This window comes from Thermovibrio ammonificans HB-1, from assembly GCF_000185805.1.
Classification (GTDB): Bacteria; Aquificota; Aquificia; order Desulfurobacteriales; family Desulfurobacteriaceae; genus Thermovibrio; species Thermovibrio ammonificans.
This window is the reverse complement of sequence record NC_014926.1, coordinates 91,372-116,328: the sequence shown is the minus strand read 5'-3', so window position 1 is coordinate 116,328 and position 24,957 is coordinate 91,372. Positions and strand designations below refer to the sequence as shown.

Sequence of the window (24,957 nt, the reverse complement as noted above, 5' to 3'; positions counted from 1 at the left end):
AACCACATCTCCCCCTCTTCAAACCTGTTTATCACGATTTTTTCACATCTTAGAGGGGGAATCTTGAAAATTTCCTCAAAATTTTCACGTTTTTTCCACAGATTCCCAGAAAATTTAACAAACTTTAACTAAGCTCGAGGGCGAGCTCAACGGCGTGGCGAAAACTACCCGGGTCGGCAACTCCCTTACCCACAATATCGTAAGCCGTTCCGTGGTCTACCGACGTTCTCACAACCGGAAGGCCCAGCGTAACGTTAACCGTTTGGCCAAAACCCAAGAGCTTCACTGGAACAAGGCCCTGGTCGTGATACATCGCAAGAACAACGTCAAACTCCCCGGCGGCCGCCTTGGGAAACAGAGTATCGGCCGGGAAAGGGCCGAAAGCCTTAACTCCCCTTGCAACCGCTTCCTTTACAGCCGGCCCTATCTCCTCAAGCTCTTCCCTGCCGAAAAGCCCGCCCTCACCTGCGTGGGGGTTAAGCCCTGTAACGGCTATACGCTTGCCGGGAAAATACCTGTTAAGGAGTAGCAGCTTTGAGAGAACCGCCTTTTTCGTGATGAGCCTCGGAACATCTGCAAGGGCAACGTGGGTGGTTACAAGGGCAACTTTCAGCCTGCGGTTCGCAAGCATCATGGCGAACTCTTCAACTCTGAAGGCGTGGGCAAAGAACTCGGTGTGACCGGGAAAGTTAAGGCCGCCGAGCCTTGCCGCCTCCTTGTTTATCGGCAAAGTTACAAGAGCCCTTAAGAATCCCGCCTTCGCCCACTCCACGGCCCTTTCGAGGAACTCAACCTGAGCCTTTCCGGAGCCGAGCCCCACCCTGCCGGGCTCAAACTCAAAAGGGGAGCAGCTCTCAAGGAGGTAAAGCCCGGGCTCACCCGGCGGAGAATCAACCGGACGAAAGGGATTTTCAAGGCCGAGAAGCCGGGCGTAGAACTCCAAAACCTTAAAGGAACCGAAAACAACAACGGGAAGGTTAAGGGACCCGAGGAACTCTACAGATTTGAGGAGAACCTCAGGCCCTATACCTGCAGGGTCTCCGAGGGTTACGCCTACTGCTTGTTGAATTTCTCCACCTCCTCGGAAACCGCCTCAAGCTTCTTCAGAAACTCGGAGGTTATACGCTCGGAGAGGCTCTTAAGGTCGTTGCTGAGCTGACGGAGCTTGTACTTGAGCTCTATGTTCTCCTGCTCAAGCTCCTCGAGCTTCTGCTCGAGCTCGGCAATCCTCTCCTCGTAACCTTTAACAATCGCCTCAACAAACCGGGAGATTGTTTCGTTAATCTCCTCTACCCCTCTCCTTATCTCCTCCGGAACCTGAAACGCCCTCTCCTGCTCCTGCATCACTTTCCTCCTGAAGGTTTAAAAGGTGCCCCAGTTTTTCTTTCTTGGTTTTCAGGTAGCCAATATTATACTCGCAAACACCTACCTCTATCGGCACTCTCTCAACGATTTCGAGGCCGTAACCCTCCAAACCGATGAGCTTACGGGGGTTGTTGGTCATAAGCCTCATCTTCCTCACGCCCAAATCCCGGAGTATTTGGGCCCCTATGCCGAAGTCCCTCATATCGGCGGGGAAGCCGAGCTTCTCGTTGGCCTCAACGGTATCAAAACCGTGGTCCTGAAGGTGGTAGGCCTTTATCTTGTTCACAAGGCCTATGCCCCTGCCCTCCTGACGGAGGTAGACTATAACGCCCTTTCCCTCTTCGGCTATCATCTCCATTGCCCGGTGGAGCTGGCTGCGGCAGTCACACTTAAGGGAGCCGAAAACGTCGCCGGTAAGGCACTCAGAGTGAACCCTCACAAGCACGGGCTCGTCCTCTTTAATATCTCCCATAACGAGGGCAACGTGCTCCTTGCCGTCAACCAAAGAGGTGTAGGCGTATATCTTCCACAGGCCGTAAACGGTTGGCAGGTTGGCTTCCGCCTCGCGCCTTATAAGGCTCTCACTCTTCATCCGGTACTCAATTAGGTCTGCAATGCTGATTATCTTGAGGCCGTGTCGTCTTGCGTAGTCTATGAGCTTGGGAAGGCGCATCATCGTGCCGTCTTCGTCCATTATCTCGCAGATAACGCCTGCAGGATAAAGGCCTGCAAGCCTGGCAAGGTCTACGGCGGCCTCCGTGTGGCCGGAGCGCTTTAAAACGCCTCCCTTACGGGCCCTCAAGGGGAAAACGTGTCCGGGCTTTACAAAGTCTTCGGGCTTTGCGTCGGGGGCAACCGCCCGTTTTATGGTTATCGCCCTGTCGAAGGCCGATATACCGGTTGTGGTGCCGAACTTGGGGTGGGCGTCAACCGAAACGCAGAAGGCGGTCTCTTTAGGGTCGGTGGGCTTTAAGGTCATAGGCTCAAAGCCGAGCTGGTCGCACCGCTCCTCGGGAAGGGCAAGGCAGATGAGCCCCCTGCCGTACTTCGTCATAAAGTTTATGGCCTCGGGGGTAACCTTTTCGGCGGCAAGAACGAGGTCGCCTTCGTTCTCCCTGTTGGGGTCGTCTACAACAACAACCATACGCCCCTTTTTTATATCCTCTATGGCCTCCTCTACCCTGTCGAGGGGATAGCGCCCTTTAACCACCTTAACCACCCCTTCTGGTAAGGACTTTGTCTATAAGGCCGTACTCCTTGGCCTCCTCGGCACTCATGAAGTAGTCGCGCTCTGTGTCCTGCTCCACCTTCTCAACAGGCTGGCGGGTGTGTTTGGCAAGTATCTCGTTGAGCATCCTCTTAAGCCTGAGAATCTCCTTAGCGTGAATCTCAATGTCGGTAGCCTGCCCCTGAAAGCCTCCCAAGGGCTGGTGAATCATTATCCTTGCGTGGGGGAGCGCAAAGCGCTTGCCCTTAGCCCCGGCGGCAAGGAGAACCGCCCCCATACTCGCAGCCTGCCCCATGCAGATGGTAACAACGTCGGGCTTTATGTACTGCATGGTGTCGTAGATGGCAAGGCCTGCCGTTACAACTCCTCCCGGGCTGTTTATGTATAGGTAGATGTCCTTTTCGGGGTCTTCGGCCTCTAAAAAGAGCAGCTGAGCCACTATGAGGTTCGCAACGTGGTCGTCTATCGGAGTTCCGAGCATAACTATACGGTCTTTTAAGAGCCTGGAGTAGATGTCGTAGGCCCGCTCACCTCTTCCGGTCTGCTCGATAACTATGGGAACGAACTGGTTGAGAATCTCTTCCATGTCTCCTCCGGTAGGGTTTGTGGTTGCGCTTTTAATTTATTCCTGCCGGTAGATGTGGCAGTTTTAGCGGCTTGAGGCGGGAGCCTTCTCCCTTACTATCCGCTTTGCGGTGATTACGCCCTTTATGGAGCGGAGGGCGTTTAGGAGCTGTTGAAGCTCCTCCCTGCTCCTAACGTCCAGGAGCAGGTCTATAACGCCCCTGCCGGAAACGAGCTTCGTTGTAAGGTCCCTGATGTTTATGTTGTGTTTTGCAACCGTGGCGGTAATTGCGGCGAGCATTCCCGGCTGGTCTATAACCGATATCCTCACCTTGGCCGGGTAGGTGCGGTCGGTGGGGAGGAAATCTACCCTTACCACCTTACCGGGTGCGCTCTCTGCTATCTGGCGGGCAACTATACAGTTCTCGGTATGGATAACAATTCCCTCCCCGGTGTTTACAACGCCCACAACCCTGTCGCCGGGAAGGGGGTGACAGCAGGTCGCAAGCTTTACCGCAACGTTATCTATGCCGTCTACGGTTATGGCTATCGAAGAGTGGGCGGAAGCTGTTTTCCTCTTCTTCTTAACCTCAACGGGAAGGCCCAAGAGCCGCCTTGCGGCGTAGTCCGGGTCCACTTTGCCGTAGCCCACATCTACAAGGAGAGCAGAGAGGTTGGAGTAGCCGAGAGAGCGGATTCTCTCGAGGATTCCGGGCTCGGCACTTAAAGTTGCAAGGCTCTTTTCCGAGAGCCGGCGAACCGCCTTGTCAAGGAGGCTTTCGCCGATTTTGCGGGCCCTCTCGTTTTCCTCTTTTCTGAGGAAGGAGCGGATGGCGTGGCGGGCCTTGGAGGTTTTCACAAAGTCCAGCCAGTCGCGGCTGGGCCGCTCCACGTTACCGGTTATTATCTCTACCCTATCGCCGCTCTGGAGCCGGTAGTTGAGGGGAACGAGCTTGCCGTTAACCTTCGCAGCCCTACACCTGTGGCCCACAGAGGTGTGAACGGCGTAGGCAAAGTCAACGGGAGTTGCCCCTACCGGCAGGGTCTTTATGTCTCCTTTGGGGGTGAAAACGTAGATGTTCTCGTTGTAGAGGTCTGTTCTTACAGAGTCTATGAACTCCTTCGGGTCTTTTTCCTCTTTCACCCACTCCAGCAGGTTCCTGAGCCAGAGGAACCTCTCCTTCTCCGACTCGTCGAGCCTGCCCCCGCCCTCTTTGTACTTCCAGTGGGCGGCGATACCGAACTCGGCAACTTGGTGCATCTTCCAGGTTCTTATCTGGAACTCTATAAACTGCCCTTTGGGGCCCACAACGGTTGTGTGGAGGGATTGGTACATGTTGGGCTTCGGAACGGCTATGTAGTCCTTTATCCTGCCGGGAACCGGTGTCCAGATGCTGTGGATTATCCCGAGCACCTGGTAGCAGTTGGCAACGGTGTCGGTTATTACCCTTATACCGGCTACGTCGTAAACCTCTTCAAAGGGGATGCCCTTTGTAACCATCTTTCTGTAAATGCCGTAGATGTGCTTAATCCGCCACTGGATATCCCCCTTTATGCCGTTTCTCTCCAGCTCCCTCTTTACGGTCTCTATAACGTCTTCAAGGTAGGGAAGGAGGCGCCTCTTTACCTCTTTAACTTTCCGCTCTATCTCGGCGTAGGCTTCGGGGTCTATGTACTTCAGGGAGAGGTCTTCAAGCTCGTTCTTTATCCTGTACATACCGAGTCTGTTGGCAAGGGGGGCGTATATGGTTAAGGTCTCTTTGGCGTTTCTCAGCTGACTCTCCCTTTTCATGTGTTCAAGGGTTCTCATGTTGTGGAGCCTGTCTGCAAGCTTCACTATCAGAACCCTTATATCTTCGGCGAGGGAGATGAGGAGGTTGCGAAAGCTCTCGGCATCGGCCTCTTCCTTAGAGGTGAACCTGTAACCTTCGAGCTTTGTAACCCCTTTAACTATAAAGGCCACTTCGGAGCCGAACTCCCTCTCTATCTCCTCTATGGTGGTGTCGGTATCCTCAACGGTATCGTGAAGCAGGCCGGCAACAATGGTGGGGACGTCCATCCTGAGCTCTGCAAGGATGTAGGCAACCTCCGCCGGGTGGGAGAAGAAGGGCTCTCCGGACTTCCTGTACTGACCTTTGTGCTTCTCCTTGGCGAAGTTGTAGGCCTTCTCTATCAGCTCTCTGTTGAAGTGCTCTCGGTACTCCTTAACTTTATCTATAATTTCCTTGCAGCTCCTCATAAGCTCCCACGTTAAAAGGTGTTCAGCTAACCTTTTTAAATTAGGTTCCCTTAAAGAGAGGTTGCAACATGGACGACCGCCCCATCGGGGTTTTCGACTCGGGGGTAGGGGGGTTAACCGTTTTAAAGGCCCTGAGGGAGCTTCTCCCCGACGAAAACCTCATCTACTTCGGCGATACGGCAAGGGTTCCCTACGGAACGAAATCGCCGAAAACGATAATCAAGTTCAGCATCCAGAACACGAAGCTCCTTGAGAGCTACGGCGTAAAAATGGTTGTGGTTGCCTGCAACACCTCTTCGGCCCACGCGCTGGAGATTCTGCAGGAGGAGTTTCCGTTTCCGGTTGTCGGCGTTGTTGAGCCGGGAGCGAAAGAGGCGGTAAAGAGCACCGATAACAGGAGAGTAGGGGTCATAGGAACCGAGGCAACCGTAAAGAGCGAGGCCTACAGGAAGGCGATTGTGTCGCTCGACCCGTTCTGCACGGTGTTTCAGAAGGCCTGCCCCCTCTTCGTTCCCCTAATAGAGGAGGGGTGGCTCAAAGACCCGGTAACCTTGGAGGTTGCCAGGCGGTACCTGGGGGAGTTTAAGGAGTTTAACGTTGACACCCTGGTCCTGGGCTGCACCCATTACCCCCTGATAAAGGAGGTGATAGGCGAGGTGCTGCCTGGGATAAGGCTGGTAGACTCTGCAGAGGCGGTGGCAAGGGAGGTTAAAAGGCTCCTCCCCTACAGGAGAAAGGGTAGCGGAGGTGCAATTAAGGTTCTCGTAAGCGATAAAACGGAGAGGTTTGAGCGTATAGCCCGCCTGATTATGGGCGAACCGGTGGAAATCGAGGAGGTGAAAGTTGATAAGGAGTGACGGAAGGGCTCCCGACCAGCTCAGGGAGGTAAAGATAACCCTCGACTACATAAAGCACGCAGAGGGCTCCTGCCTGATAGAGTTCGGCGATACAAAGGTTATCTGCACCGCCTCGGTTGAGGAGAAGGTTCCCCCGTTCCTGAGGGGAACCGGGCAGGGCTGGATAACCGCCGAGTACGCTATGCTCCCCAGGGCCACGGCTCAACGTATGGTAAGGGAGGCGGCAAGGGGGAAGCTCACCGGCAGAACCCAGGAGATTCAGAGGCTCATAGGCCGCTCCCTGCGAAGCGCGGTAGACCTGACCGCCCTGGGCGAGGTAACGATTTGGATAGACTGCGACGTTATACAGGCAGACGGGGGAACGAGAACAGCCTCTATAACCGGGGCCTTTGTTGCCCTCTACAGGGCCCTTGAGAAGATGGAGAAGCTCGAGGCCGTAAGGTCGTTTCTGGCGGCCGTCAGCGTAGGAATAGTAGACGGCACAGTCCTTCTGGACCTCAACTACGAAGAGGACTCCATGGCCGAAGTGGACATGAACGTGGTTATGAACGAGAAGGGGGAATTTGCCGAGGTTCAGGGCAGCGCAGAGGGCAGACCGTTTACGAGAGATGAACTCGACCGGATGTTAAACCTTGCAAGTAAAGGTATAATGGAGCTTATCAGCAAACAGAAAGAGGTGCTGAAGCGGTGAGAATCCTCTTTGCAACGGGAAACCAGGGAAAAGTTAAAGAAGTTAAAGAGAAGCTGAGTGAGTTCGGTATAGAGGTTATCTCTCTGAAGGAGCTTCCCCACCCCCTTCCTCCCCCTCCGGCGGAAACCGGCAGCACTTTTTGCGAGAACGCACACATTAAGGCCACCTACTACGCCCAAAAGCTGAACCTTCCCGTTATGGCCGAAGACTCGGGACTCGAGGTGGAGGCCTTAGGGGGAAGGCCCGGAGTGTTCTCATCTCGCTTCGCCTCAGAGAACGCAACCGACGAGGAGAACAACAGAAAACTCATAGAGGAGCTTTCGGCACTCGGGCTTACAGAATCGCCGGCAAGGTATGTTTCGTTTATCTTCTTCGCCTTTCCCTTCCAGGGAGGGCTCTGGAGCGAAGGGGAGGTAAGGGGAAAGGTGGTAACAACCCCCAGAGGCGAAGGTGGTTTCGGCTACGACCCCCTCTTTATACCCGAAGGGTTCAACAAAACGATGGCCGAGCTCCCCCTCCAAGTTAAGAACTCCATCAGCCACAGGGCAAAAGCCCTTGAACGCCTCGTTAAGGCTATTAAGGAGATTAAATGCTTGTAAAACTCGCCCACCTGCTCATAGAGGCACTAACCTGGTTCATAATTGTGACAACCCTTTTAACTTTTATCCCTCCCCACAGCAGGAATAGGCCCATAAACCGGGCAATAGAGCTGCTCGACCGACTGCTTGAGCCGATAAGGAAAGTGGTGCCACCTATTGGCGGCGTAGACCTTTCTCCGGCTATTGCTATAATCGTTTTACAACTAATTGACAAAATACTAAGGGGATTGTAAAGCATGGACAGCAAACGCCGCCTTTTAACTCCCAACGAAATTAGGAGTAAGGAGTTCGGAAAGAAGCTCTTCGGCTACGACCCCGACGAAGTCGACACTTTCCTATCGGAAGTTGCGAGAACCGTTGAAGAGCTTCAGCGGGAAGTAGAGAAGCTCCGCATGAAAACGCCCGAGTACAAGAAGAACGAGATAGTTGAGAAGGCCCGCAAGGAGATAGAGAAGATTATCCAGCAGAAGAAGCAGGAGAAGGAAGAGCTTGAAAGGTGGAAAGAGCGGCTGGAGCTCGAGATAGAGAAGCTGATGATTGCCAAGAAGAAGATGATAGAGCGGCTCAAGTTTACGATAATAGATATGACCAAAATACTCGAAGGGCTCAAAAGAGATGCTGAAGGTGAAAAAAGGGGAAAACTACCTGGAGCTGGAGCTCAAGGTTCAACCCCGTTCTTCGGCCAACAAGGTGGTCGGAGTGGAGCAGGGGAGGCTAAAGGTAAAGGTGACGGTTCCCCCCGAGAAGGGAAAGGCCAACCAAACGGTGGTGGAGCTTCTGGCAAAGAGCCTAAAGGTTCCCAAGAGGAACGTAACGATAGTTAGGGGTGAAACGAGCAGGGTAAAAACCGTTAGGCTGGAAGGGGTTGACGTGGCAACTTTGCAAAAAAATTTGGGGATAAAAGGGGTTGAAATCTCTTGACATTAAATAGCTAAAATAGTATTTTCAACTTAAAGCATTGGGGCACTTAGCCTTAATAAACCTAAACTTAAGGAGGGAGCGGCATGACAAAGAGCGAACTGGTAGCCGCAATCGCCGAGAAGGCAGGAATCAGGAAGAAGGACGCAGAAGCTGCCCTCAACGCCTTCATAGCGGTAGTTACAGAGGCCCTCAAGAAGGGTGAAAAGGTTGAAATCAGGGGATTCGGAACCTTCCTCATGAAGGAGAGGGCCCAAAGGGTGGCAAGGAACCCCAAAACCGGAGAGAAGGTTACCGTTCCTCCGAAGCTCGTTCCTGCCTTCAAGCCCGGTAAGGACCTCAAAGAAGCCACAGAACAAGAGCTCAAGAAGAAGAGGAAGAAGTAAACTTTCGGGGGCCTTAAAGGCTCCCCCTTACCTATCCTGCATGTCCATCGAGTCTATCTCGTCTTTGAGTCTCCTCTTCAGGGCCTCTTTGGAGAATATCTCCTCCACAAGTGCGTGGGCAACTGCGTCCCGAAGCTCCTCGTAGCTCATAGACTGGGCCCTTGAACGGAGCTCCCTGAAGAAGGGGTGCTTCCTCAAAAGGGCAAGGAGCTTCTCCTTAGAGTCGGCCTTCTTAAAGTCAAGGTACATCTCAAGGTGGTCTGCACAGAACTCCTCTGCCCGTTGTCTTAGAAGCTCGTCAAGGTATCGCTCACTCCTCCTATCCCTCATTCTCCACCTTCATCTGGTTCTATTAATTAAATTTAATTCACCAGTTTGAAAATTCTGTTAAAGCGTGGCACGTGCCTGTGGGGGTCCCAGGAGAAGAAGATGATGCGGGCTATACCGACAATCTCACTCCCCTTCACAAAGCCCCAGTAGCGGCTGTCATAGCTGTTGTTTCGGTTGTCGCCCATCATAAAGTACTCCCCCTTGGGGACAACGAAAACCGGCGTAAAGTCCCCTTGAGTCCCCGTTTTCAAGATTAGGTGCTTCTTCACGGTGCCGTTACGGCGGGGCAGGAACTCGTAAAAGAGCTTCCCCTCGTACTCAACGCCGTTTTCGTAGTAGGAGAAGCTCCCTGCAGGCCGGTACTTACAGGGCTTCCCGTTGATGTAGAGCTTGCCCTCTTTCACCTGTATCCTGTCGCCGGGAACGCCGACAATCCTCTTTACGTAGTAAACCTCCCTGTTGAGGGGAAAGTGGAAGACAACAACGTCACCCCTTTCGGGGGGCCTGAAGCGGTAGGTGACCTTATCCACCAGAATAAAGTCGCCTATCAGAAGGGTAGGAATCATGGAGCCGGAAGGTATGTGGAACGACTGGACTATGAAAGTCCGTATAATAAGTGCCAGCACCAGGGCAATCGCAAAGGACTTAAGGTTCTCCACGAGCTTGTTGTTCATGGCTTTCTCCGGCTAAAATTTGAAGCCAATTATACAAACGGAGAAACAGATGCGACTTCTCGTTTTACTAACATTTGTAGCCCTTACAGCAACGGCGGCTGCCCAGGAAAACGGCGTAACCCTCTCCTACAGTGAAACCTCCGGAAACTCAAACACCTCTACCCTCTCGGTATCCTACAGCTGGGAGAAAACCCTGGGCAAGTGGGACTTCAGCTCAAACGGAAACTTCCTCTACAAAAAGAGCTCCGGGAAGGAGACCGCAAACAGGCTCAACGCCCAGGCAAGCACCGGCAGGAAACTCAACAGGAAACTGTCGCTAACGGTTAACGGCTTCATCTACTCAGACCGGTTCGCCGGCTACGACTTCCGGGGAGGCATCGGTCCGGGAATCTCCTACCAGGTAACAGAGAGTCTCCTTTTAAGCTCCTCGGTTACCTACACCTACAACAACTACACTAACGGCTCAACCGACAGGTACGCCCAAGGTGAGGCTCAGGTGAAGTACAGCCGCCGGTTCAAGAACTTCACCCTCTCCCAAAGCCTCAACTACCAGGTCTCCTTTAAAAACTCCCAGGACTACTTCATCCACTCCGAGAGCACGGTTTCCGTGCCCCTCAACAGCCGGCTTGCTCTGAACGTCACCTACCTAATAGACTACCAGAACAAACTGCCCGACGGCGTTGAGTACCACACCGACAGGACTCTCCTTACGGGGGTTACCTATAGATTCTAAGAAGCTCCTGTGGGAAATCCTGAAAGGGGTCGGGAAGGAGGGCAGAACCGTTACCTACGGGGAGCTTGCCCGCAGGCTCAACCTGAAGGCCGGCAGGAGAGTAGTTCCAGAGAGAGGGCCGGGCCTGGGCAAGGAGCTGGGGAAGCTCCTGAGAGAGCTGTGCAGGTGGAGCTACAAGGAGTACGGCGTTCTGCCGGGCTCAACGGTTGTAAAACAAGACGGAAAACCGGGTAAGGGCTATTTTAAATTCTTAAGCTCCCTCGGAATCCCTCCGACAGAGCAGAGCTGGCAGTCGGAGCTTAACCGCTTTTTCAACTTCTGCAGAGGTGGAAATGGGAATAACACTTATGCTGATTATCCTCCTGATAGTGGTGGCCATCTTCCTGATAAAGGGTTCAAGGAAGGTGGCAACGAAGAGGGGCGTGGAAGTTAAAGGGCTCGACGGCTCAACGCTGCTATTCTCAGAGGAAGGGGTCTCCTACTTCAAAAACGGCGAGTTCACATTCCTTCGCCACGACCAGATAGAGAGCTTCTCCTTCGAGAAAAAGGGAGGCGAGATATACGAAGTTGTGATAACCGGAGCGGGAAAGGAGATAAGGGTTCCGGTTCGCAGGGCCGATATCAGCAGGCTGTTCAGAACCGCCCATACCGGTACTGTAGAGCCCGTTTTCCCGTGGCTCGGCCTGATTCTCGGAACTGCGGCCGCAGTGCTCGGAGCCGAGCTCCTGGGCCACGCATTAGCGTCGGAACTCGAGCAGAGCCACAACCAAAACGACCAACCCCAAGAGGAAGACAGAGACGAACTTCAGGACTTCAACCTGGCAACCCCAACGGAAGAGTTCGACTACTTCGACACCGGAGAGTGGAGTGACGACGACTTCGTATAAACCCCTCCTAACAGATGAGTTCCTCAGGGAGCTAAACAGGGTCAAAAAGCCGGCGGCGTACCTGCCGCTGGAGCTAAACCTCAGGGCCCCCAAGTTTGAAGAGCGGGAGGTTCGCTTTGTCATATCCTACCCTGACCTCTACGAGGTGGGCTCGGGCCACATAGGGGGAAAAATCCTCTACCACGTGATAAACAACCTCACCGACTTTGCCCTGATGCACAGGGCCTACCTGCCAAGGCCCGACATGCAGGCCCTAATGGAGGAGAGGGGAATACCCCTTTACACCATAGAGGAGCAGCGGCCCGTAAGGGACTACGACATGTGGGGGCTCTCGTTCTCGTCGGAGCTCACCTACACCAACGCCCTCAGGATAATGCAGCTTGCCCAAGTTCCAGTGTACAGCGGGGAGCGGCTCGAGAGGGAGGAGCTTCCCCTCATCTTCGCAGGGGGCCCGTGCACCTACAACCCGGTGCCCCTGTCGCCCTTCATAGACCTGTTCGCCATAGGCGACGGAGAGGAGACCTTAGTTGAGCTGGCCCGCCTCTACAGGGAGGTAAAGCGGCAGGGGGGCACCAAAAAGGACTTCCTCGCCGAGGCCAGGAAAGTTACGGGAGTTTGGGTTCCCCTATTTGGCAGGTATCCCGTTAAAAAGGCTGTATTCACAAGGGTGCCCGAGGGCTTCTACCACACGTCGCCCCCCGTTCCCACGGTGGAAACCGCCCAAGACCGCATAGCCGTAGAGGCGGCAAGGGGCTGCCTGAGGGGATGCCGCTTCTGTCAGGCCGGCTACATCTACAGGCCCTACAGGGAGAGGAGCGAGTCTAAAGTTAAAGAGCTGCTCCTTGAAACCTTTAGGAACACCGGCTACGAAGAGGCCTCCCTCTCTTCACTCTCCATATCCGACCACAGCCGCTTCAACAGGCTCGTTCCCGAGGTGATGGAGCTGTGCCACAGGGAGATGATATCCCTCTCGCTCCCGTCGATGAGGGTTAAAGGGTTCAACCCGGAGCTCGCCTCTCAAATAATGCAGGTAAAGAAAACCGGCTTCACCCTTGCGCCGGAAGTGGGCTCAGACAGGCTGAGGCGGATAATAAACAAAGACCTGACAAACGAAGACCTCTTCAAGGCCGCAGAAGGGCTCTTTGAGAGGGGTTGGAACAGGCTGAAGCTCTACTTCATGATAGGGCTACCCTTTGAGCTCCAAGAGGATATTGAAGCCCTCGTAGAGATGCTCTGGACGGTTTACAAGCTCGGCCGGAAGTACAGAGGGAAAAAACACCTTGCAGCCGGCATATCCATATTCGTTCCCAAGCCCTTCACCCCGTTCCAGTGGGAACCGTTTGCAGACCAAGAGAGCGTGAAAGAGAAAGTAGAGTTCATAAAGAGGAAAGCGCCCAGGGCCTTCATACTCCGATTTCACGACTACAGGCAGTCCCTCATAGAGGCAATCCTCACCAGGGGAGACGAAGAGGTGGCGAAGCTCCTGATAGAGGCAAACAAGCACGGCTGCCAGCTCGACGGCTGGGACGAGTACTTCAACTGGGAAGGCTGGCTCAAAGCCTTTGAAACAAGCGGCATAAACCTAAAAGAGCAGCTGGGAAGAAGGGAAACCTCCGACGAACTCCCCTGGGACTTCATAGAGGGCGTAGTCTCAAAGCGGTTCCTCCTCAGGGAGCTCGAAAAGGCCAAGAACCTCCAGTGGACACCCGACTGCCGCATAGTAGGATGCCACGCCTGCGGAGCCTGTACGCCCGAACAGATAAAAAAACTCAAAGAGTTTCCCATACCGGAAAAAATAGAGTTCTCGGTTCCGCCCAGACCAAAAAGGGAGTTCCCCCTTAAAAGGAAAGTGGCAATAACGTTTAAAAAGGTCGGTCCGGCAAAGTTCCTCTCGGTCCTCGACCTGACCCGGGCCTTCACCAGAACCTTCAGGAAGTTCAGAGTTCCCCTACGCTACTCCCAAGGGTTCAACCCCCACCCGAAGGTAAACGTCCTCTTCGGGCTGCCGGTAGGCGTTGAAGGGCTCGGAGAGGTGGTAGAGCTCGAGCTCTCGAAAGAGGAGTTCGACTTTGAAGCGCTCCTTCCCGAGGCAAACAGATTCCTGCCGGAAGGGCTCGAACTTACAGGGTGGCTTGAACTCCACCCGAAGGAGAGCGCAGCCGACCGCATAGAGCGCTTCACCTATAAAATTAAGCCGGCAAAAGAGTTCACCCTGGAACCCCTAAAAGGGGAAACGGCTACCGACCGTAAAGGGCGAAAAGTTAACCTAAAAGAGTGGATAGAGGAGCTCTACCGAGAAGGAGACACGGTCAAAATTACCGTAAAGGTTAAGGAAGGCAGAAGCTTAAACGTAGGCGACATACTAAACTGGATGGGGTTGGAGCTTAAAAGTGCAGACGTTACAAGGGAAGAACTCCTCGGGTAAGCAGATACTAATCAACTCCTCTACGAAAGAGGTAAGGATAGCCGTTCTTGAAGAGGGCGAGCTGGTTGAGTTCTACGTTGAGAGGAAGGGCAACAGGGGGCTCGTAGGGAACATCTACAAGGGAAAGGTTACGAAAATCGTCCCTGCCGTTCAGGCGGCGTTCGTAGATATCGGAGAGAGCCGCAGCGCCTTTTTATACGTGAAAGACGCCGTTAACCTTGAGCTGGACGAAGAGGAGCTGGAAGAGGAGGCGGAATTTGAACTTCCCCCGGTAGAGGAGGTGCTCTCGGTAGGCCAGGAGCTCCTGGTTCAGGTGGCAAAAGAACCCATAGGCACAAAGGGACCCAGGGTGACAACCAACATCACAATACCCGGCCACTACTTGGTTCTGCTGCCCACCATAAACAAGCTGGGGCTCTCCCGCAGAATCACCGACGAGGCAGAAAGGGAACGGCTAAAGGAGATTGCCTCCGAAATAAAGCCCCCCGAGTACGGCCTCATAGTGAGAACGGCCGCAGAGGGAGCCTCAAAAGAGGAGCTGGAGAAAGACCTAAACTACATACTTAAAGTATGGGAGGGGCTGAAGGAAAAGGCCCAGCGCAGACCTCCGCCGACGCTCCTCTACCAAGACCTTGAAATAGTTCCCAAAACCCTCCGAGACCTGCTAACAGAAGAGGTAACGGAAGTAATCATAGACTCCCGAAGCGAGTTTGAAAGGGCCCTCTCGTTCACGAAAGGGTTTATCCCGAAACTCGCCGACAGGATAAAGCTCTACGAGGGGAAAATACCGCTCTTTGAGAAGTTCCAAGTAGAGAAGGCAATAGAGAAGGCCCTATCCCGCAAGGTTTACCTGCCGGGCGGAGGCTACATCGTAATAGACGAAACCGAAGCCTTAGTATCCATAGACGTTAACAGCGGAAAGTTTAAAAAGAGCTCAACCCTTGAGGAGACGGCCCTGGAGATAAACCTCAAGGCGGCCAGGGAGATAGCACGGCAGCTGCGGCTGAGGGACATAGGCGGAATAATCGTCATCGACTTCATAGACATGAAAGAGCCCGAAAACAAGGAGCTCCTGCTTAAAACGCTGGAGGAGGAGCTCTCGAAGGACAGGGCGAGGACGAAAATCGTAAGCATGTCCGACCTGGGTCTGGTTGAGATGACGAGGAAAAGGGTAAAAAAGAGTCTCGGGAAAACCCTAACCGTTACCTGCCCCTACTGTGAAGGGCGCGGAAGGGTAAAGTCGCCAGAAACGGTGGCCTTCGAGATAGAGCGGGAGCTCCTCTCCTTCCTAAAGGGCGTAAGGGCCGGAAGGCCCGTAACGGTTTACGCAAACCCCTCGGTTGCCCAAAAACTGAAAAACGAAGAGAGTGAGATTCTGGAGCGGATAAAGGAGATGTTTAAAGTTCCGATAAAGGTTGTCCCCGTTCAAGACTACCACATAGAAAAGTTTACAATAAGTCTTAACTGAGAGCTCCTATCCGGAGGTTGAATGAAAAAACAGCTCGCCCTTGCTGCAGCCGCCCTGATGGTTGCAGCGTGCGCCAAAGTTCCCAGAACGGCCGAAGGCCAGTACAGGGAAGGAATAAAAGCAGCCGCCCAGGAGGACTGGGGTCGAACCATATTCCTGCTGAAAAAGGCCCTCCAGGGTAACCTGCCCCCCAAGGAGCAGGAATTTGCAAAAATCGCCCTGGCAGACGCCTACTTTAACGAAGGAGATTACGAAAACGCGGCCCTAAACTACGAGGAGTTCCTCCAGCTCTACCCCGCCTCTCCCAGGGCAAAAGACGCCCTCTTCAGGCTCGGCGTCTGCTACCTGAACCTGGTTAAAGGCCCCCAGTGGGACGTAACATTTGCCAAAAGGGCCTACAACATCTTCCAGAGGTTTATAAAAGAGTACCCCAACGACCCGAGAGTTAAGAAGGCAAAGCTCTACGCCGAGCTGGCACGGAAAATCCTCGCAGAGCATGAAATTTACATAGGGGGCACCTACGACATGCTCAGGAAGTTTACCGCTTCCATTCAGCGCTACACCGACGTTGAGAGGAAGTTTAAAGACGTTGAAGCCCCCGACAGGCTCCTCTACCTGCTGGGTAGGGCTTACTACTACACGCCCCTGCAGGCGAAGGAGGAGATAGAGAGACTAAAAGAGGAGAGCCGAAAAGACAGAGAGAGGCTGAAGAGCAAGGAGCCCGACGAGGTCAGGGTTGCCCGTTACAGGCTCAAGCTGGAGAAGGAGGAGATAGAGAAGTGGAAGAGCCTGGCCGAGAAGAATAGAAAGAAAGGCAGGGAGCTACTTGAACAGCTGATAAAACGCTACCCCAACTCCCCTTACGCCAGGAAGGCCCAAGAGATACTCAACGGCCACAGGCACTTAGAGGTGGAACCGGTTGAAAACCCGATAAAACACTCTATATGGTGGAAAATTAAAGAAACCCTATAAGGGAGGTTGAGACTTGGACAGTAGCGAAAAGCTCAAACTTGCACTCCAAACGGCCCTTGACAAAAAGGCCGAAGACCCGGTTGTGATAGACCTAAGGGGATTGACCTCAATAGCCGACTACTTCCTGATAGTGACCGCAAGCTCCGACACCCACGCAAGAACGATAGCCGAAGAGATTAAGAGGAAGCTGAAAGAGCAGGGAGTTCAGCCCGTAAGCGTTGAGGGTTTAGATAACGCAAGCTGGATACTGCTCGACTACGGCGACCTTATAGTCCACGTTTTCCGTCCGGAAACAAGGGAGCTCTACAGTATAGAGTCCCTCTGGATGGACGCTCCCCACATAAAACCCGAAGAGCTCCTGCCGCAACAGCAGTGAAAGCAAGAATAGTAGCAGTAGGGAAAATAGCCCCCTACCTTCTTGAGGCCCAGGAGCACTACCTAAAGAGGGTTAGGGGGCTTGAAGTTGTAGAGGTGAAAAAGGGAAAGAGCGTAGAGGAGGAGGGGAAGAAGCTCCTCTCAAAGGCTACCGGCTTTAAAGTAGTCCTTGATGAAAGGGGCAGGGAGATTACGTCAAGAGAACTTGCAAGACTCGTTGAAAAACACCCCAAGATAACGTTCATAATAGGGGGAGCAGACGGCCTCTCCAACCGGGTAAAGGAAGAGGCGGACCTCATACTCTCGCTTTCAAAGCTGACACTCCAACACGATATCGCCCGAATAGTCCTCTTGGAGCAGCTCTTTAGGGCGCAGGAGATTCTCAGAGGCTCCCCTTACCACAGGGATTAAAAGCGGTACTTTGCTCCCTGAAAGGTGTCCCGCTCTTCAAGCTCCTGCCTAATGAGCTGTATAACGCGGTTCTTGTAGCGGCCGGTGCACCAGTAAGGCCCTACAAGCAGCTCTTCGGGAGCTTCACCGGTAAGCCTCTGGATAACGGTCTCCTTCGGTAGCCGCTCAAGAAAATCAACGGCCAGCTCAACGTACTCATCAAGCTCAAGAAGCCTGAAGCGCTCCTCAAGGTATATCCTCTCAAGCTCCGTCCCCCTTATAACGTGAAGGGGGTGAATTTTCACGCCGTCTACTTTCAAGGCGGCAAGGAAGTCTGCAGTCTCGAGCATATCTTCCCTATCTTCGGTGGGAAGGCCCAAGATAACGTGAACGCACAGGTTCAGAGCCTTAAAACGCTTTATCCTTAAAACAGCGTCCACAAAGTCGGAAACCCCGTGCCCCCTGTTCATCCACCTCAAAGAGCGGTAGTGGGCACTCTCGAGCCCCAGCTCTACCCACACCAGGTAGTCGGAAGTGTAGGAGTGGAGGAGCTCCAAAACTGGGTCGGGAACGCAGTCGGGCCTGGTTCCCACTATAAGACCTACAACTTCGGGAAACTCCCTGATTGTGTCGTAAACGGACCTTAAAACCTCAAGAGGCCCGTAAGTGTTGGTGTAGGCCTGAAAGTAAACCAGGAACTTCTCCGCCTTGTACCTTCTGCGGACCCTTTCTATCCCCTGAGCAATCTGCTCCCTGACGCTCTTCCTTCTCTTCTCGGGGTCGTAATCTGAGCCCGAGAAACAGTAGATACACCCTCCTCTGCCCTTGGTACCATCGCGGTTGGGGCAGGTGAAGCCCGCGTCAACAGTTACCCTGTAAACCCTGGTGCCGAAGAGCTCCCTGAGGTAACGGGAGTAGGAGTAGTAGCGCTCCACTACTCCTGCTCCTCCTCAAACTCTATGCCTATGGGAACGAACTCTGCAACGTCAGAGAGCTTCCACTCCTCAAACTTCTCCTTCCCAAGGTCTTCACACTCTATAGGAACTACAAAGATGTAGCCCTCTCCGCTCCTCCTGCAGTGGTCGGCTATGGCCTGGGCTCTCTTCCTCGCCTCTTCGGTCTCCAGAGAGCGGCAATCCTCAACCTGAACTGCAACCTGTTGAACTTCGCCGTCTTCACCTTCAAAAACGGCTATGAAGTCTGGCAGGTACTCCTCACCTTCGGCCTGAGGCTCGTAAACCTCAAAACCTTCCTCTTCCATAAGTATCGCCATAATCTCCACAAGCTCTTCCTTTGAAAGGCCGTGCTCCATGTTCCCTCCGAAAATAAAAATCTAAAGTTAAATTAAGGCCTAAATGGCGTCCTTTAAAAGCTCTTCACACTTTTCAAGGGCGGAGCCGACCTCAGATTCAAGCCGTTTGAGCTCTATCTCCTCTTCGCCCGGAAGCACCATTATGAGGAAGAGCTTGTTCCTCCTTGCCAGGATAAACTTGTAAGAACCGTAGTAAACAACAACGAGCCTGCTCTTGTACTGGAGGATATCGGCAAGCTTTACGGCAGCCTCCAAGGAGAAGGACTCTTTAAGTTCCCTGTCGAAGAAGTCGAAAACCTTAAAGAGCCTCTGCAGGTAGTCGCCTTTAAAGAGAGCCTTAGGCTCGTAGGAGTAGAGCTGAAGGCCGTCTCCGTCAAGCAGAACAACCGCAAGGAAAGGTTCCCTCTCAAAGGGGGAGAGGACCTCCTCTATCTTATCCACAACGGTTGTAGATTTGTCCGAACGCCTGCCGAGCTTCAGCTTTTTTAAAAGGGAAAGCATTATCCCCCCTTAGGCTGCAGGTAGCGAGCCTAAATATAGTATAACCGCCGAGAAAGACAAAATTCACGGTAAGTTCATAAAAATTGTTAAACCAAAAACGGAAGGCGCCGTTATAAATTAGTCCTTAGAGGGCGGGAGGGAGACCTCTCCTGTATTCACGATTTTTTCACGCTCGCCCTCTAAAATTTTTAGGTAAAAAACATATAAGGGAAAATTTATTTAAATGAAAAACTAAAAGAACCCGGGGAGGGTTCACAGAGAGAAAGTTGAACCTATATTTACCGAGAACGGTTCTCAATAAAAGAACCTAACGCCCTGCGGTACAGGGGGAAAGCTTAAGGAGGATGCGATGGTAACGCCTAAGCAGGTAGAGGAGATTCTCACCCAGGTCGTTAAGGATAACGGCTTGGAAGGCGCCGTTGTTGCCGACTCCGAGGGGCTCCCGATTGCTTCCTACATTGTGGGAGACTACGACGAAGACGACATTGCAGCGGCTTCGGCGGCAATCCTGCTCATATCCGACTCCAAGCTCAGGGAGGCCGGCAAGGGGAGCATAAAGCAGGCCTCTATAGAGGGACAGGACGGCTACATGGTTGTTGCCCCTCTGGGGGAGGAGTTCGTTCTAACGGTAATAGCTCCCAAGAACTCCAAGCTGGGAATAGTTCTTGCGGCGGTTCGTTCCATAAACAGGAAACTCAACCTTTAAGGGGTAGCGGCAGATGGAGACCCTGGCTTTTGCCGAGGAGTTAAACAGGCTCGACGAGAAGAGGAAGAGGCGGGAGATAGATGCAGTTACCTACTACAAAAGCCTTTCGAGCCTCCTCTACCAAATCGAGGAGAGGATAGAGAACAAACAGCTGGGAGAGGAGCAGGTAAAGGAGCTGATTCCGCTCCTGAGACTGCTGGTTAAAGACCTCCTTAAGCGTTCCACCGAGTCTGAAATTGAGTAAACCTTAATTCAAAGAGGTGCTCTATGGGGGGATTCACGATAAACGACAGGCTCACGGTCGGAAATCTGGCGTTCGACATCCAAACGGAGCTAAAAAACGGCAAGGTAATAGGCGAGATTTTAAGCGGCGGAAAGGTGGTTAAAAGGGTAGAGCTTACCGCCAGCGGAAACACCGTTGAGGTGGTTCAGCAGACCCACACAAAGCTGAAGAGCTTCCTCATTGAGAAGCTGAAGAAGCTCGGCAAGAAGAGCAGACGCTCTGAGGAAACTGCTCCCGCAACCGGCATAAAGCTCAGGGAGCTGGTTGCCGAAATTACGGGGCTCCTGCCGGAGCAGGTAGAGGGAGCCTACTTTGCGGCCGACGGCTCGGAGATTGTTGAAGGAGAGTTCCTCAAGGAGCTCGTAGAGGCCTTAGAGGAGAAGTTCGGCAGGTACAAAACGAAAATCGTAAATAAGTGCAAAAATATAACAATAACAACAAGTTCCGGTACCGTTATAGGCGTGTCGTTCGGGAACGGGACCAGGTGTGCCGTTGCCGTAAACGGCGTTAAACCGGGTTTCGTCAGGAAGGTAACGGCAGTTGTAGGGGAAAAGGTGGCGGAGCAGCTCTCAAGAAGCTGACTTTTGTAGAATAATAACAAAATATCCGGAGCTAAATTGGCAATAATAAACCACGGAACCAGGGAGATTTCCCTAAAAATCGTTTACTGGGGAACCGGTTTCAGCGGAAAAACGGAGAACGTAGTTTGGCTCAGCAGGAGAATTCTCGGGGAGGACCCCCTCGTTCTTGCCACCCAGGAGGGGAGGACCCTCTTCTTCGACTTCAAGCCCCTTTCAAAAGAGCTTCCAAACGGCTACAAGGTAAGGTACTCGGTCTACACGGTCCCCGGCCAGGCCATCTACGCAGCCTCCAGAAGGCTCGTTGTAGAGGGGGCCGACGGCATAGTGTTCGTTGTTGACAGCCAGCGGGAGCGCTTCGAGAACAACCTGATGGCACTGGAAGAGCTCCTTTCCGTTGTAGGACCTGAGAACCTCGGCAGCCGCATACCGCTGGTGATTCAGTACAACAAGAGGGACCTTGAGAACATCTATCCGGTTGAGTTCTTAAGGGAAAAGCTCAACCGCTTCAGAGCCCCAGACTTTGAGGCGGTTGCCCTTAAAGGCATCGGCGTTGAGGAGACCTTCAACGCCATTGCCGAGCTGAGCCTTGAGAGGGTCCTCCAGAACGCCAAACTACAGGGAGAGGAGGCAAACCTCAACAGGTAGTAACCGGCCGAGCCTAATGCTATTATTTGGATAATCAAAAGGCAGGCGAGGGCCGGTGATAAGTTCCACTGGAATAAAAGAGAGAGCTCAGGAGCTACTGAAACCTTTTGCCCAGAGTATAGGGAACTTAGGCGTCTCCCCCAACGCCATAACCGTTTTCGGATTCATCCTTGCCCTTGTTGCAGGGGTTCTCATTGCAACCGAAAACCTGATAACGGCAGCAGCCGTTTACCTGCTGTCGGGCCTGTGCGATACGTTCGACGGCATAGTGGCAAGGATAACCGGGAAGAAGAGCAGGCTCGGCGCTTTCCTCGACTCCTTCCTCGACAGGTATGCAGATTTCTTTCCCCTTGCGGGGGTTGCATCGCTGGCCTTTAAACACCAAGACCAGCTACTCTTTGCCCTCACCCTCCTTGCAATTGCCGGCTCCTTTGCAACAAGTTACGCCAGGGCAAGGGCCGAGGCCCTCGGCGTTGAGTGTAAAGTGGGGATAATGGAAAGGCCCGAGAGGTTCGTTGTTCTGCTTGCCGGCGTTGCAACCGGCTACCTTTCGGTGGCGATGAGCGTTCTTGCGCTGCTGTCTAACGTTACGGCCTTTCAGCGGCTAATATGTGCGGTGGAAAGGTTGAGGTAAGGTGAAGAGGTTCCTTGCCGTAGTAATCTCTCTTTCTGTTCTGTTGGGAGCCGTAGCAGCCGGTTTTCTCTTCTACGCGAAGAGCCAGCTCTTCTCTAAAAGAAGCGTAAAGGTAGAGATTGAGGTCAAAAAGGGGGAGACCCTAAAGGGAGCCGCCGGGCAGGTGGCCGAGGTTTTCAAAGTGGACCCGAAGCTCCTCTACGCCTACGCAAGGTGGGCCGGACTTAAAGTTAAACAGGGGTGCTACAAGTTAAAGGGGGAGCTGAGCCCGGCGGAAGCTCTGAAAGAGCTGACAACAGGGAAACCCTGCCTCAAGAGCTTCACAATCCCCCCCGGAAGCGACCTCTTCCTGCTGGACAAACTCCTCTCACAGCAGGGAGTCTGCAAAAGAGGAGAGCTACTCGAGCTCTCCCGCTCAAAAGCCTTCCTGGAGAAGCTGGGGGTTCCCACCTTAGAAGGGTACCTCTTCCCCCAAACCTACTACATAAACAGAGAGGCCGGGTGCAAAAGGGCGGTAGAGGTTGCAGTCGGCGAGTTTAAAAGAGTAGTTCTGCCGCTGTTTCAGAACTACACCCCTCCACCGCTGGTAAAAAGGGCACTGAAGAAGGTGACCGTTGAGAAAGTGCTCACGGTAGCCTCCATAGTGGAAAAGGAGAGCTCCTACCCGCCGGAAAGACCGCTAATAGCGGCCGTTATCTACAACAGGCTCATACGGGGAATGAAAGTTCAGTGCGACCCCACCGTAATCTACGCCCTAAAACTTAAAGGAATCTTCAAAGAAAGGCTCCTCTACAGAGACCTCAAAACTCCTTCTCCCTACAACACCTACTACGTAAAGGGGTTACCTCCCGCCCCCATCTGCAACCCCTCCCTTAACTCCATAGAGGCGGCCCTCCACCCGGCAAACGTAAAGTACCTCTACTTCGTCTCAAACGGCCGGGGCAGGCACCTGTTCTCTAAGAGCTATAATGAACACCTCAAAAAGGTTAGAGCGCTGAGAAATGGCAAAGAAACTGGTAGTTGACAGCTCCGGCGAGAAGTATCCCTTCTCAAAAGGGGTTTTGGTTCGCTCACTCACAAAGGCCGGGCTCTCTGTTGAAGACGCCTACAAGATAGCAGACCTCGTCTCCGAACAGCTCAAAGGAACCGTTACAACCCAGGAGCTCACAGAACTCGTTTACAAGGTATTAAAGTCCCAGTTTGGCAGGAAAGTTGCAAACCGCTACAGGCGCCTTGTAAAGGAGAAGGAGGTTTTAGTTGCAGACGAAGAGGAGAAGAGCTTCGTCCCCTTCTCCCGGGGCATCCTCGCAACCTCCATCCGCTCTGCCGGAGTAGACGTTAAAGAGGCCTTCGACATAGCCCGGGAAGTTTACGAGAAGCTGGTTAAAAAGGGTAAGTTCAAGGTAAAGAGGTCCGAGCTCCGGGAGCTTACGGCAAAAACCTTAAAGAAGAAGCTGGGTGAAGAGGTTGCAAACAGGTACCTCCTGTGGAGGAAGGTGAAGGGCCTCGACAGGCCGGTGATAATCCTCATAGGAGGGGCAACCGGCGTAGGCAAATCTATGGTTGCCGCCGAGCTCACCAGAATCCTCGAAATAAACAGGCTCGCCTCAACCGACTCCCTCAGAGAGGTTATGAGGAAAATGGTCTCAAAGGAGCTCGTACCAACGCTCCACGTCTCCTCCTACGAGGCGGGCAAGTTCCTCCACCACATAGAGGGTATGGGAAAGGAGGAGAGAATCATCTACGGCTTCCTCGACCAGTCGGAGAAAGTTGCTACGGGGGTTGAGGCAGTTATAAACAGGGCAATAAAGGAGAACGTCAGCCTGGTTGTAGAGGGGATACACCTCATCCCGGGCATAGCAAACAAGTTCAAAGACAAAGCCCACATTGTTCACATCCTACTTACAACCCTCGACGAAGAGAGCCACAGGGGAAGGTTCAAAAGCAGGGAGAAGCGCTCACTCAGAACCAGCAAGAAGTACCTAAAGAACTTCCAGTCCATAAGGGTTATCCAGGACTTCCTCTACAGGAAGGCAAAGGAAGAGGGCATACCGGTGATAGACAACATAGATTTCGACCAGACAAGAGACAAGGTCCTTGAAGCCATAACCGACAAACTGGTTGAAGAGATAGGAGTGAAGGCATGATATACCTGTTTGTAGGCCTGGGAGGTTTCTTCGGAGCAATCTCAAGGTTCATAATAGCCGGCCTTGCCCAAAAGGCCGCCCAAACAACCTTTCCGGTCGGAACTCTAACGGTTAACGTCCTCGGCAGCCTGCTTATCGGGTTTCTCGTTCTCCTGTTCGAGGATATGATAGCCCCCCAGTGGAAGGCGTTTTTCATCACCGGCTTCCTCGGAGCCCTCACCACCTTCTCAACCTTCAGCTACGAAACCGTTACTCTCCTTATGGAGGGAGCCTACGGAAAGGCCCTCCTGAACGTTCTGCTGAACGTCGTCCTGTGCCTGTCTGCAACCTTTACCGGAATGTGGATATACAGGAGCCTCTTCAGACTCTAAAGGCAGCCCTCTCCCTCCGAAAGAACTTAAATTCAACCTTAGAAAAACCGCAAGGAGGGAGAGATGTTACTGTCACTTGAAGAGGGCAGTTTCCTCGTTAAGCTGGCCCGCACGGCCATAGAGAAGTTCCTAACCGAAGGTGTAAAAATAACGCCTCCGCCCCAAACCCCTCAGAGGCTCTTCGAGGAAAGGGGCGTTTTCGTAACCCTGAAGCGGTTTCCCTCGGGGGAGCTGAGGGGCTGCATAGGTTACCCCGAGCCCATAATGCCCCTCGTTCTCGCAACCATAGACGCGGCCATATCGGCTGCAACCAAAGACCCGAGGTTCTACCCCCTAACTCCCCAAGAGCTCGACAGCGTCACCGTGGAGGTTACAGTTCTGACCCCTCCAGAGCCGATAGACGTTCCTCCCCAGCAGCTGCCCCGGGCGATAAAGGTGGGAAGGGACGGCCTAATAGTCAGGTGCGGCCTTGCAAGCGGCCTCCTGCTCCCGCAGGTTCCCGTTGAATGGGGGTGGAACGAAGAGGAGTTCCTCTCCCAAACGTGCGTAAAGGCGGGGCTACCGCCCAACTGCTGGCTTGACCCCCGCTGCAAGTTCTACAAATTTCAGGGACAGATATTCACAGAAACCGAGCCCTACGGCCCGGTTGTAGAGGAGAAGATTTCGTAAAGGAGGT

The 24,957-nt window shown here is 53.2% G+C and carries 33 protein-coding genes and 1 pseudogene; 24 read left to right on the top strand and 10 right to left on the bottom strand.

Features of this window, described 5'->3' with window-relative positions:
• Positions 1-124: 124 nt before the first annotated feature.
• From pdxA to THEAM_RS00680, 5 genes are all read right to left on the bottom strand, one after another.
• Positions 125-1,027: a 4-hydroxythreonine-4-phosphate dehydrogenase PdxA gene (gene pdxA / locus THEAM_RS00700; RefSeq protein ID WP_232203432.1), complete on the bottom strand. Its 903-nt coding sequence runs from the start codon at positions 1,025-1,027 to the stop codon at positions 125-127.
• A gap of 26 nt (positions 1,028-1,053) precedes the next feature.
• Positions 1,054-1,344, bottom strand: a complete 291-nt coding sequence (locus tag THEAM_RS00695) for a hypothetical protein (protein WP_041439358.1) — start codon at positions 1,342-1,344, stop codon at positions 1,054-1,056.
• Positions 1,280-2,575 (bottom strand): bifunctional 3,4-dihydroxy-2-butanone-4-phosphate synthase/GTP cyclohydrolase II, encoded by a 1,296-nt coding sequence (locus THEAM_RS00690; protein ID WP_013536897.1) that lies wholly within the window; start codon positions 2,573-2,575, stop codon positions 1,280-1,282. Before THEAM_RS00690 ends, THEAM_RS00695 begins: the two co-directional genes overlap by 65 nt.
• Before the next feature lies 1 nt (position 2,576).
• Positions 2,577-3,179, bottom strand: coding sequence for an ATP-dependent Clp endopeptidase proteolytic subunit ClpP (clpP, locus tag THEAM_RS00685; protein ID WP_013536896.1), 603 nt, complete (start codon positions 3,177-3,179; stop codon positions 2,577-2,579).
• A gap of 63 nt (positions 3,180-3,242) precedes the next feature.
• Entirely contained in the window at positions 3,243-5,396 is a 2,154-nt protein-coding gene (locus THEAM_RS00680; RefSeq protein WP_013536895.1) for a RelA/SpoT family protein, read from the bottom strand.
• Between the two features lie 68 nt (positions 5,397-5,464).
• On the opposite strand from THEAM_RS00680, the gene murI reads away from it, so the two are divergent.
• From murI to THEAM_RS00650, 7 genes and pseudogenes are all read left to right on the top strand, one after another.
• The gene (gene murI / locus THEAM_RS00675) at positions 5,465-6,253 is read left to right on the top strand and encodes a glutamate racemase (RefSeq protein WP_013536894.1); all 789 of its coding nucleotides are present in this window, start codon (positions 5,465-5,467) and stop codon (positions 6,251-6,253) included.
• The gene (rph, locus tag THEAM_RS00670) at positions 6,243-6,944 is read left to right on the top strand and encodes a ribonuclease PH (RefSeq protein WP_041439660.1); all 702 of its coding nucleotides are present in this window, start codon (positions 6,243-6,245) and stop codon (positions 6,942-6,944) included. Before murI ends, rph begins: the two co-directional genes overlap by 11 nt.
• Positions 6,941-7,543, top strand: coding sequence for an RdgB/HAM1 family non-canonical purine NTP pyrophosphatase (gene rdgB, locus THEAM_RS00665; protein WP_013536892.1), 603 nt, complete (start codon positions 6,941-6,943; stop codon positions 7,541-7,543). The genes rph and rdgB overlap by 4 nt, the downstream gene beginning before the upstream one ends.
• Entirely contained in the window at positions 7,534-7,776 is a 243-nt protein-coding gene (locus tag THEAM_RS00660; protein ID WP_013536891.1) for a YggT family protein, read from the top strand. Before rdgB ends, THEAM_RS00660 begins: the two co-directional genes overlap by 10 nt.
• 3 nt (positions 7,777-7,779) lie before the next feature.
• A pseudogene (locus tag THEAM_RS09740) lies at positions 7,780-7,941 on the top strand (DivIVA domain-containing protein); the annotation flags it as partial.
• Positions 7,942-8,158: 217 nt separating this feature from the next.
• A complete protein-coding gene (locus THEAM_RS09530) occupies positions 8,159-8,464 on the top strand; it encodes a DUF167 domain-containing protein (RefSeq protein ID WP_083797240.1) in 306 nt (101 codons plus the stop codon).
• Positions 8,465-8,547: 83 nt separating this feature from the next.
• A complete protein-coding gene (locus THEAM_RS00650; protein ID WP_013536889.1) occupies positions 8,548-8,847 on the top strand; it encodes an HU family DNA-binding protein in 300 nt (99 codons plus the stop codon).
• A 27-nt stretch (positions 8,848-8,874) separates the two neighbouring features.
• Here the strand turns inward: THEAM_RS00650 and THEAM_RS00645 are convergent, their stop codons facing one another.
• The gene (locus THEAM_RS00645) at positions 8,875-9,177 is read right to left on the bottom strand and encodes a hypothetical protein (RefSeq protein WP_013536888.1); all 303 of its coding nucleotides are present in this window, start codon (positions 9,175-9,177) and stop codon (positions 8,875-8,877) included.
• Positions 9,178-9,209: 32 nt separating this feature from the next.
• The gene (gene lepB, locus THEAM_RS00640; protein ID WP_013536887.1) at positions 9,210-9,851 is read right to left on the bottom strand and encodes a signal peptidase I; all 642 of its coding nucleotides are present in this window, start codon (positions 9,849-9,851) and stop codon (positions 9,210-9,212) included.
• Positions 9,852-9,900: 49 nt separating this feature from the next.
• On the opposite strand from lepB, the gene THEAM_RS00635 reads away from it, so the two are divergent.
• The 8 genes from THEAM_RS00635 to THEAM_RS00605 are packed head-to-tail and all read left to right on the top strand — an operon-like array spanning position 9,901 to position 17,122.
• Complete coding sequence (locus tag THEAM_RS00635) at positions 9,901-10,584, top strand: DUF481 domain-containing protein (protein WP_013536886.1); 684 nt, start codon at positions 9,901-9,903, stop codon at positions 10,582-10,584.
• Positions 10,532-11,017 carry an MGMT family protein gene (locus THEAM_RS09705; protein WP_198005517.1) on the top strand — a complete coding sequence of 162 codons (486 nt, stop codon included), beginning with the start codon at positions 10,532-10,534 and terminating at the stop codon, positions 11,015-11,017. The genes THEAM_RS00635 and THEAM_RS09705 overlap by 53 nt, the downstream gene beginning before the upstream one ends.
• On the top strand, positions 10,917-11,471 hold the full coding sequence (locus THEAM_RS00630; RefSeq protein ID WP_013536885.1) for a hypothetical protein: 555 nt from the start codon (positions 10,917-10,919) through the stop codon (positions 11,469-11,471). The genes THEAM_RS09705 and THEAM_RS00630 overlap by 101 nt, the downstream gene beginning before the upstream one ends.
• A complete protein-coding gene (locus tag THEAM_RS00625) occupies positions 11,452-13,896 on the top strand; it encodes a TIGR03936 family radical SAM-associated protein (protein ID WP_013536884.1) in 2,445 nt (814 codons plus the stop codon). Before THEAM_RS00630 ends, THEAM_RS00625 begins: the two co-directional genes overlap by 20 nt.
• Entirely contained in the window at positions 13,862-15,364 is a 1,503-nt protein-coding gene (locus THEAM_RS00620; RefSeq protein ID WP_013536883.1) for an Rne/Rng family ribonuclease, read from the top strand. Before THEAM_RS00625 ends, THEAM_RS00620 begins: the two co-directional genes overlap by 35 nt.
• A gap of 21 nt (positions 15,365-15,385) precedes the next feature.
• Positions 15,386-16,336: an outer membrane protein assembly factor BamD gene (locus tag THEAM_RS00615; RefSeq protein WP_013536882.1), complete on the top strand. Its 951-nt coding sequence runs from the start codon at positions 15,386-15,388 to the stop codon at positions 16,334-16,336.
• A gap of 13 nt (positions 16,337-16,349) precedes the next feature.
• On the top strand, positions 16,350-16,712 hold the full coding sequence (gene rsfS / locus THEAM_RS00610; RefSeq protein WP_013536881.1) for a ribosome silencing factor: 363 nt from the start codon (positions 16,350-16,352) through the stop codon (positions 16,710-16,712).
• On the top strand, positions 16,709-17,122 hold the full coding sequence (locus tag THEAM_RS00605; RefSeq protein WP_013536880.1) for a 23S rRNA (pseudouridine(1915)-N(3))-methyltransferase RlmH: 414 nt from the start codon (positions 16,709-16,711) through the stop codon (positions 17,120-17,122). The genes rsfS and THEAM_RS00605 overlap by 4 nt, the downstream gene beginning before the upstream one ends.
• Here THEAM_RS00605 and mnmL read toward each other — a convergent pair.
• The 3 genes from mnmL to THEAM_RS00590 are packed head-to-tail and all read right to left on the bottom strand — an operon-like array spanning position 17,119 to position 18,914.
• Entirely contained in the window at positions 17,119-18,036 is a 918-nt protein-coding gene (mnmL, locus tag THEAM_RS00600) for a tRNA modification radical SAM protein MnmL/YtqA (protein WP_013536879.1), read from the bottom strand. The two genes, THEAM_RS00605 and mnmL, sit on opposite strands and share 4 nt — an antisense overlap.
• The gene (locus THEAM_RS00595) at positions 18,036-18,413 is read right to left on the bottom strand and encodes a hypothetical protein (protein ID WP_013536878.1); all 378 of its coding nucleotides are present in this window, start codon (positions 18,411-18,413) and stop codon (positions 18,036-18,038) included. The genes mnmL and THEAM_RS00595 overlap by 1 nt, the downstream gene beginning before the upstream one ends.
• A gap of 39 nt (positions 18,414-18,452) precedes the next feature.
• The gene (locus THEAM_RS00590; RefSeq protein WP_013536877.1) at positions 18,453-18,914 is read right to left on the bottom strand and encodes a hypothetical protein; all 462 of its coding nucleotides are present in this window, start codon (positions 18,912-18,914) and stop codon (positions 18,453-18,455) included.
• A 349-nt stretch (positions 18,915-19,263) separates the two neighbouring features.
• Between THEAM_RS00590 and THEAM_RS00585 the strand changes: the two genes are divergently transcribed.
• The 9 genes from THEAM_RS00585 to THEAM_RS00545 all read left to right on the top strand — a co-directional run bounded on the left by THEAM_RS00585 (position 19,264) and on the right by THEAM_RS00545 (position 24,950).
• Entirely contained in the window at positions 19,264-19,620 is a 357-nt protein-coding gene (locus tag THEAM_RS00585) for a roadblock/LC7 domain-containing protein (protein ID WP_013536876.1), read from the top strand.
• A 13-nt stretch (positions 19,621-19,633) separates the two neighbouring features.
• The gene (locus THEAM_RS00580) at positions 19,634-19,864 is read left to right on the top strand and encodes a hypothetical protein (protein WP_013536875.1); all 231 of its coding nucleotides are present in this window, start codon (positions 19,634-19,636) and stop codon (positions 19,862-19,864) included.
• Positions 19,865-19,887: 23 nt separating this feature from the next.
• Positions 19,888-20,484: a hypothetical protein gene (locus THEAM_RS00575; RefSeq protein ID WP_013536874.1), complete on the top strand. Its 597-nt coding sequence runs from the start codon at positions 19,888-19,890 to the stop codon at positions 20,482-20,484.
• Positions 20,485-20,520: 36 nt separating this feature from the next.
• Positions 20,521-21,129 (top strand): GTP-binding protein, encoded by a 609-nt coding sequence (locus tag THEAM_RS00570; RefSeq protein ID WP_013536873.1) that lies wholly within the window; start codon positions 20,521-20,523, stop codon positions 21,127-21,129.
• Positions 21,130-21,184: 55 nt separating this feature from the next.
• Positions 21,185-21,763, top strand: a complete 579-nt coding sequence (locus tag THEAM_RS00565; protein ID WP_013536872.1) for a CDP-alcohol phosphatidyltransferase family protein — start codon at positions 21,185-21,187, stop codon at positions 21,761-21,763.
• A 1-nt stretch (position 21,764) separates the two neighbouring features.
• Positions 21,765-22,787: an endolytic transglycosylase MltG gene (gene mltG / locus THEAM_RS00560; protein ID WP_013536871.1), complete on the top strand. Its 1,023-nt coding sequence runs from the start codon at positions 21,765-21,767 to the stop codon at positions 22,785-22,787.
• Complete coding sequence (locus THEAM_RS00555; protein WP_013536870.1) at positions 22,765-23,910, top strand: ATP cone domain-containing protein; 1,146 nt, start codon at positions 22,765-22,767, stop codon at positions 23,908-23,910. The genes mltG and THEAM_RS00555 overlap by 23 nt, the downstream gene beginning before the upstream one ends.
• A complete protein-coding gene (crcB, locus tag THEAM_RS00550) occupies positions 23,907-24,281 on the top strand; it encodes a fluoride efflux transporter CrcB (RefSeq protein ID WP_013536869.1) in 375 nt (124 codons plus the stop codon). The genes THEAM_RS00555 and crcB overlap by 4 nt, the downstream gene beginning before the upstream one ends.
• 63 nt (positions 24,282-24,344) lie before the next feature.
• Entirely contained in the window at positions 24,345-24,950 is a 606-nt protein-coding gene (locus tag THEAM_RS00545) for a TIGR00296 family protein (protein WP_013536868.1), read from the top strand.
• The last annotated feature ends 7 nt before the right edge of the window (positions 24,951-24,957 follow it).

Bases quoted from the DNA above. Each gene is read 5' to 3' on its own strand.
- THEAM_RS00680 (WP_013536895.1), bottom strand. From the start codon at position 5,396: ATGAGGAGCTGCAAGGAAATTATAGATAAAGTTAAGGAGTACCGAGAG.
- THEAM_RS00555 (WP_013536870.1), top strand. From the start codon at position 22,765: ATGGCAAAGAAACTGGTAGTTGACAGCTCCGGCGAGAAGTATCCCTTC.
- THEAM_RS00585 (WP_013536876.1), top strand. From the start codon at position 19,264: ATGGTAACGCCTAAGCAGGTAGAGGAGATTCTCACCCAGGTCGTTAAG.
- THEAM_RS00645 (WP_013536888.1), bottom strand. From the start codon at position 9,177: ATGAGGGATAGGAGGAGTGAGCGATACCTTGACGAGCTTCTAAGACAA.
- THEAM_RS00575 (WP_013536874.1), top strand. From the start codon at position 19,888: ATGGGGGGATTCACGATAAACGACAGGCTCACGGTCGGAAATCTGGCG.
- THEAM_RS00635 (WP_013536886.1), top strand. From the start codon at position 9,901: ATGCGACTTCTCGTTTTACTAACATTTGTAGCCCTTACAGCAACGGCG.
- crcB (WP_013536869.1), top strand. From the start codon at position 23,907: ATGATATACCTGTTTGTAGGCCTGGGAGGTTTCTTCGGAGCAATCTCA.
- THEAM_RS00595 (WP_013536878.1), bottom strand. From the start codon at position 18,413: ATGGAGCACGGCCTTTCAAAGGAAGAGCTTGTGGAGATTATGGCGATA.
- lepB (WP_013536887.1), bottom strand. From the start codon at position 9,851: ATGAACAACAAGCTCGTGGAGAACCTTAAGTCCTTTGCGATTGCCCTG.
- THEAM_RS00615 (WP_013536882.1), top strand. From the start codon at position 15,386: ATGAAAAAACAGCTCGCCCTTGCTGCAGCCGCCCTGATGGTTGCAGCG.
- THEAM_RS09530 (WP_083797240.1), top strand. From the start codon at position 8,159: ATGCTGAAGGTGAAAAAAGGGGAAAACTACCTGGAGCTGGAGCTCAAG.
- THEAM_RS00650 (WP_013536889.1), top strand. From the start codon at position 8,548: ATGACAAAGAGCGAACTGGTAGCCGCAATCGCCGAGAAGGCAGGAATC.
- THEAM_RS00545 (WP_013536868.1), top strand. From the start codon at position 24,345: ATGTTACTGTCACTTGAAGAGGGCAGTTTCCTCGTTAAGCTGGCCCGC.
- THEAM_RS00660 (WP_013536891.1), top strand. From the start codon at position 7,534: ATGCTTGTAAAACTCGCCCACCTGCTCATAGAGGCACTAACCTGGTTC.
- THEAM_RS00630 (WP_013536885.1), top strand. From the start codon at position 10,917: ATGGGAATAACACTTATGCTGATTATCCTCCTGATAGTGGTGGCCATC.
- THEAM_RS00580 (WP_013536875.1), top strand. From the start codon at position 19,634: ATGGAGACCCTGGCTTTTGCCGAGGAGTTAAACAGGCTCGACGAGAAG.
- clpP (WP_013536896.1), bottom strand. From the start codon at position 3,179: ATGGAAGAGATTCTCAACCAGTTCGTTCCCATAGTTATCGAGCAGACC.
- THEAM_RS00695 (WP_041439358.1), bottom strand. From the start codon at position 1,344: ATGCAGGAGCAGGAGAGGGCGTTTCAGGTTCCGGAGGAGATAAGGAGA.
- THEAM_RS00590 (WP_013536877.1), bottom strand. From the start codon at position 18,914: ATGCTTTCCCTTTTAAAAAAGCTGAAGCTCGGCAGGCGTTCGGACAAA.
- murI (WP_013536894.1), top strand. From the start codon at position 5,465: ATGGACGACCGCCCCATCGGGGTTTTCGACTCGGGGGTAGGGGGGTTA.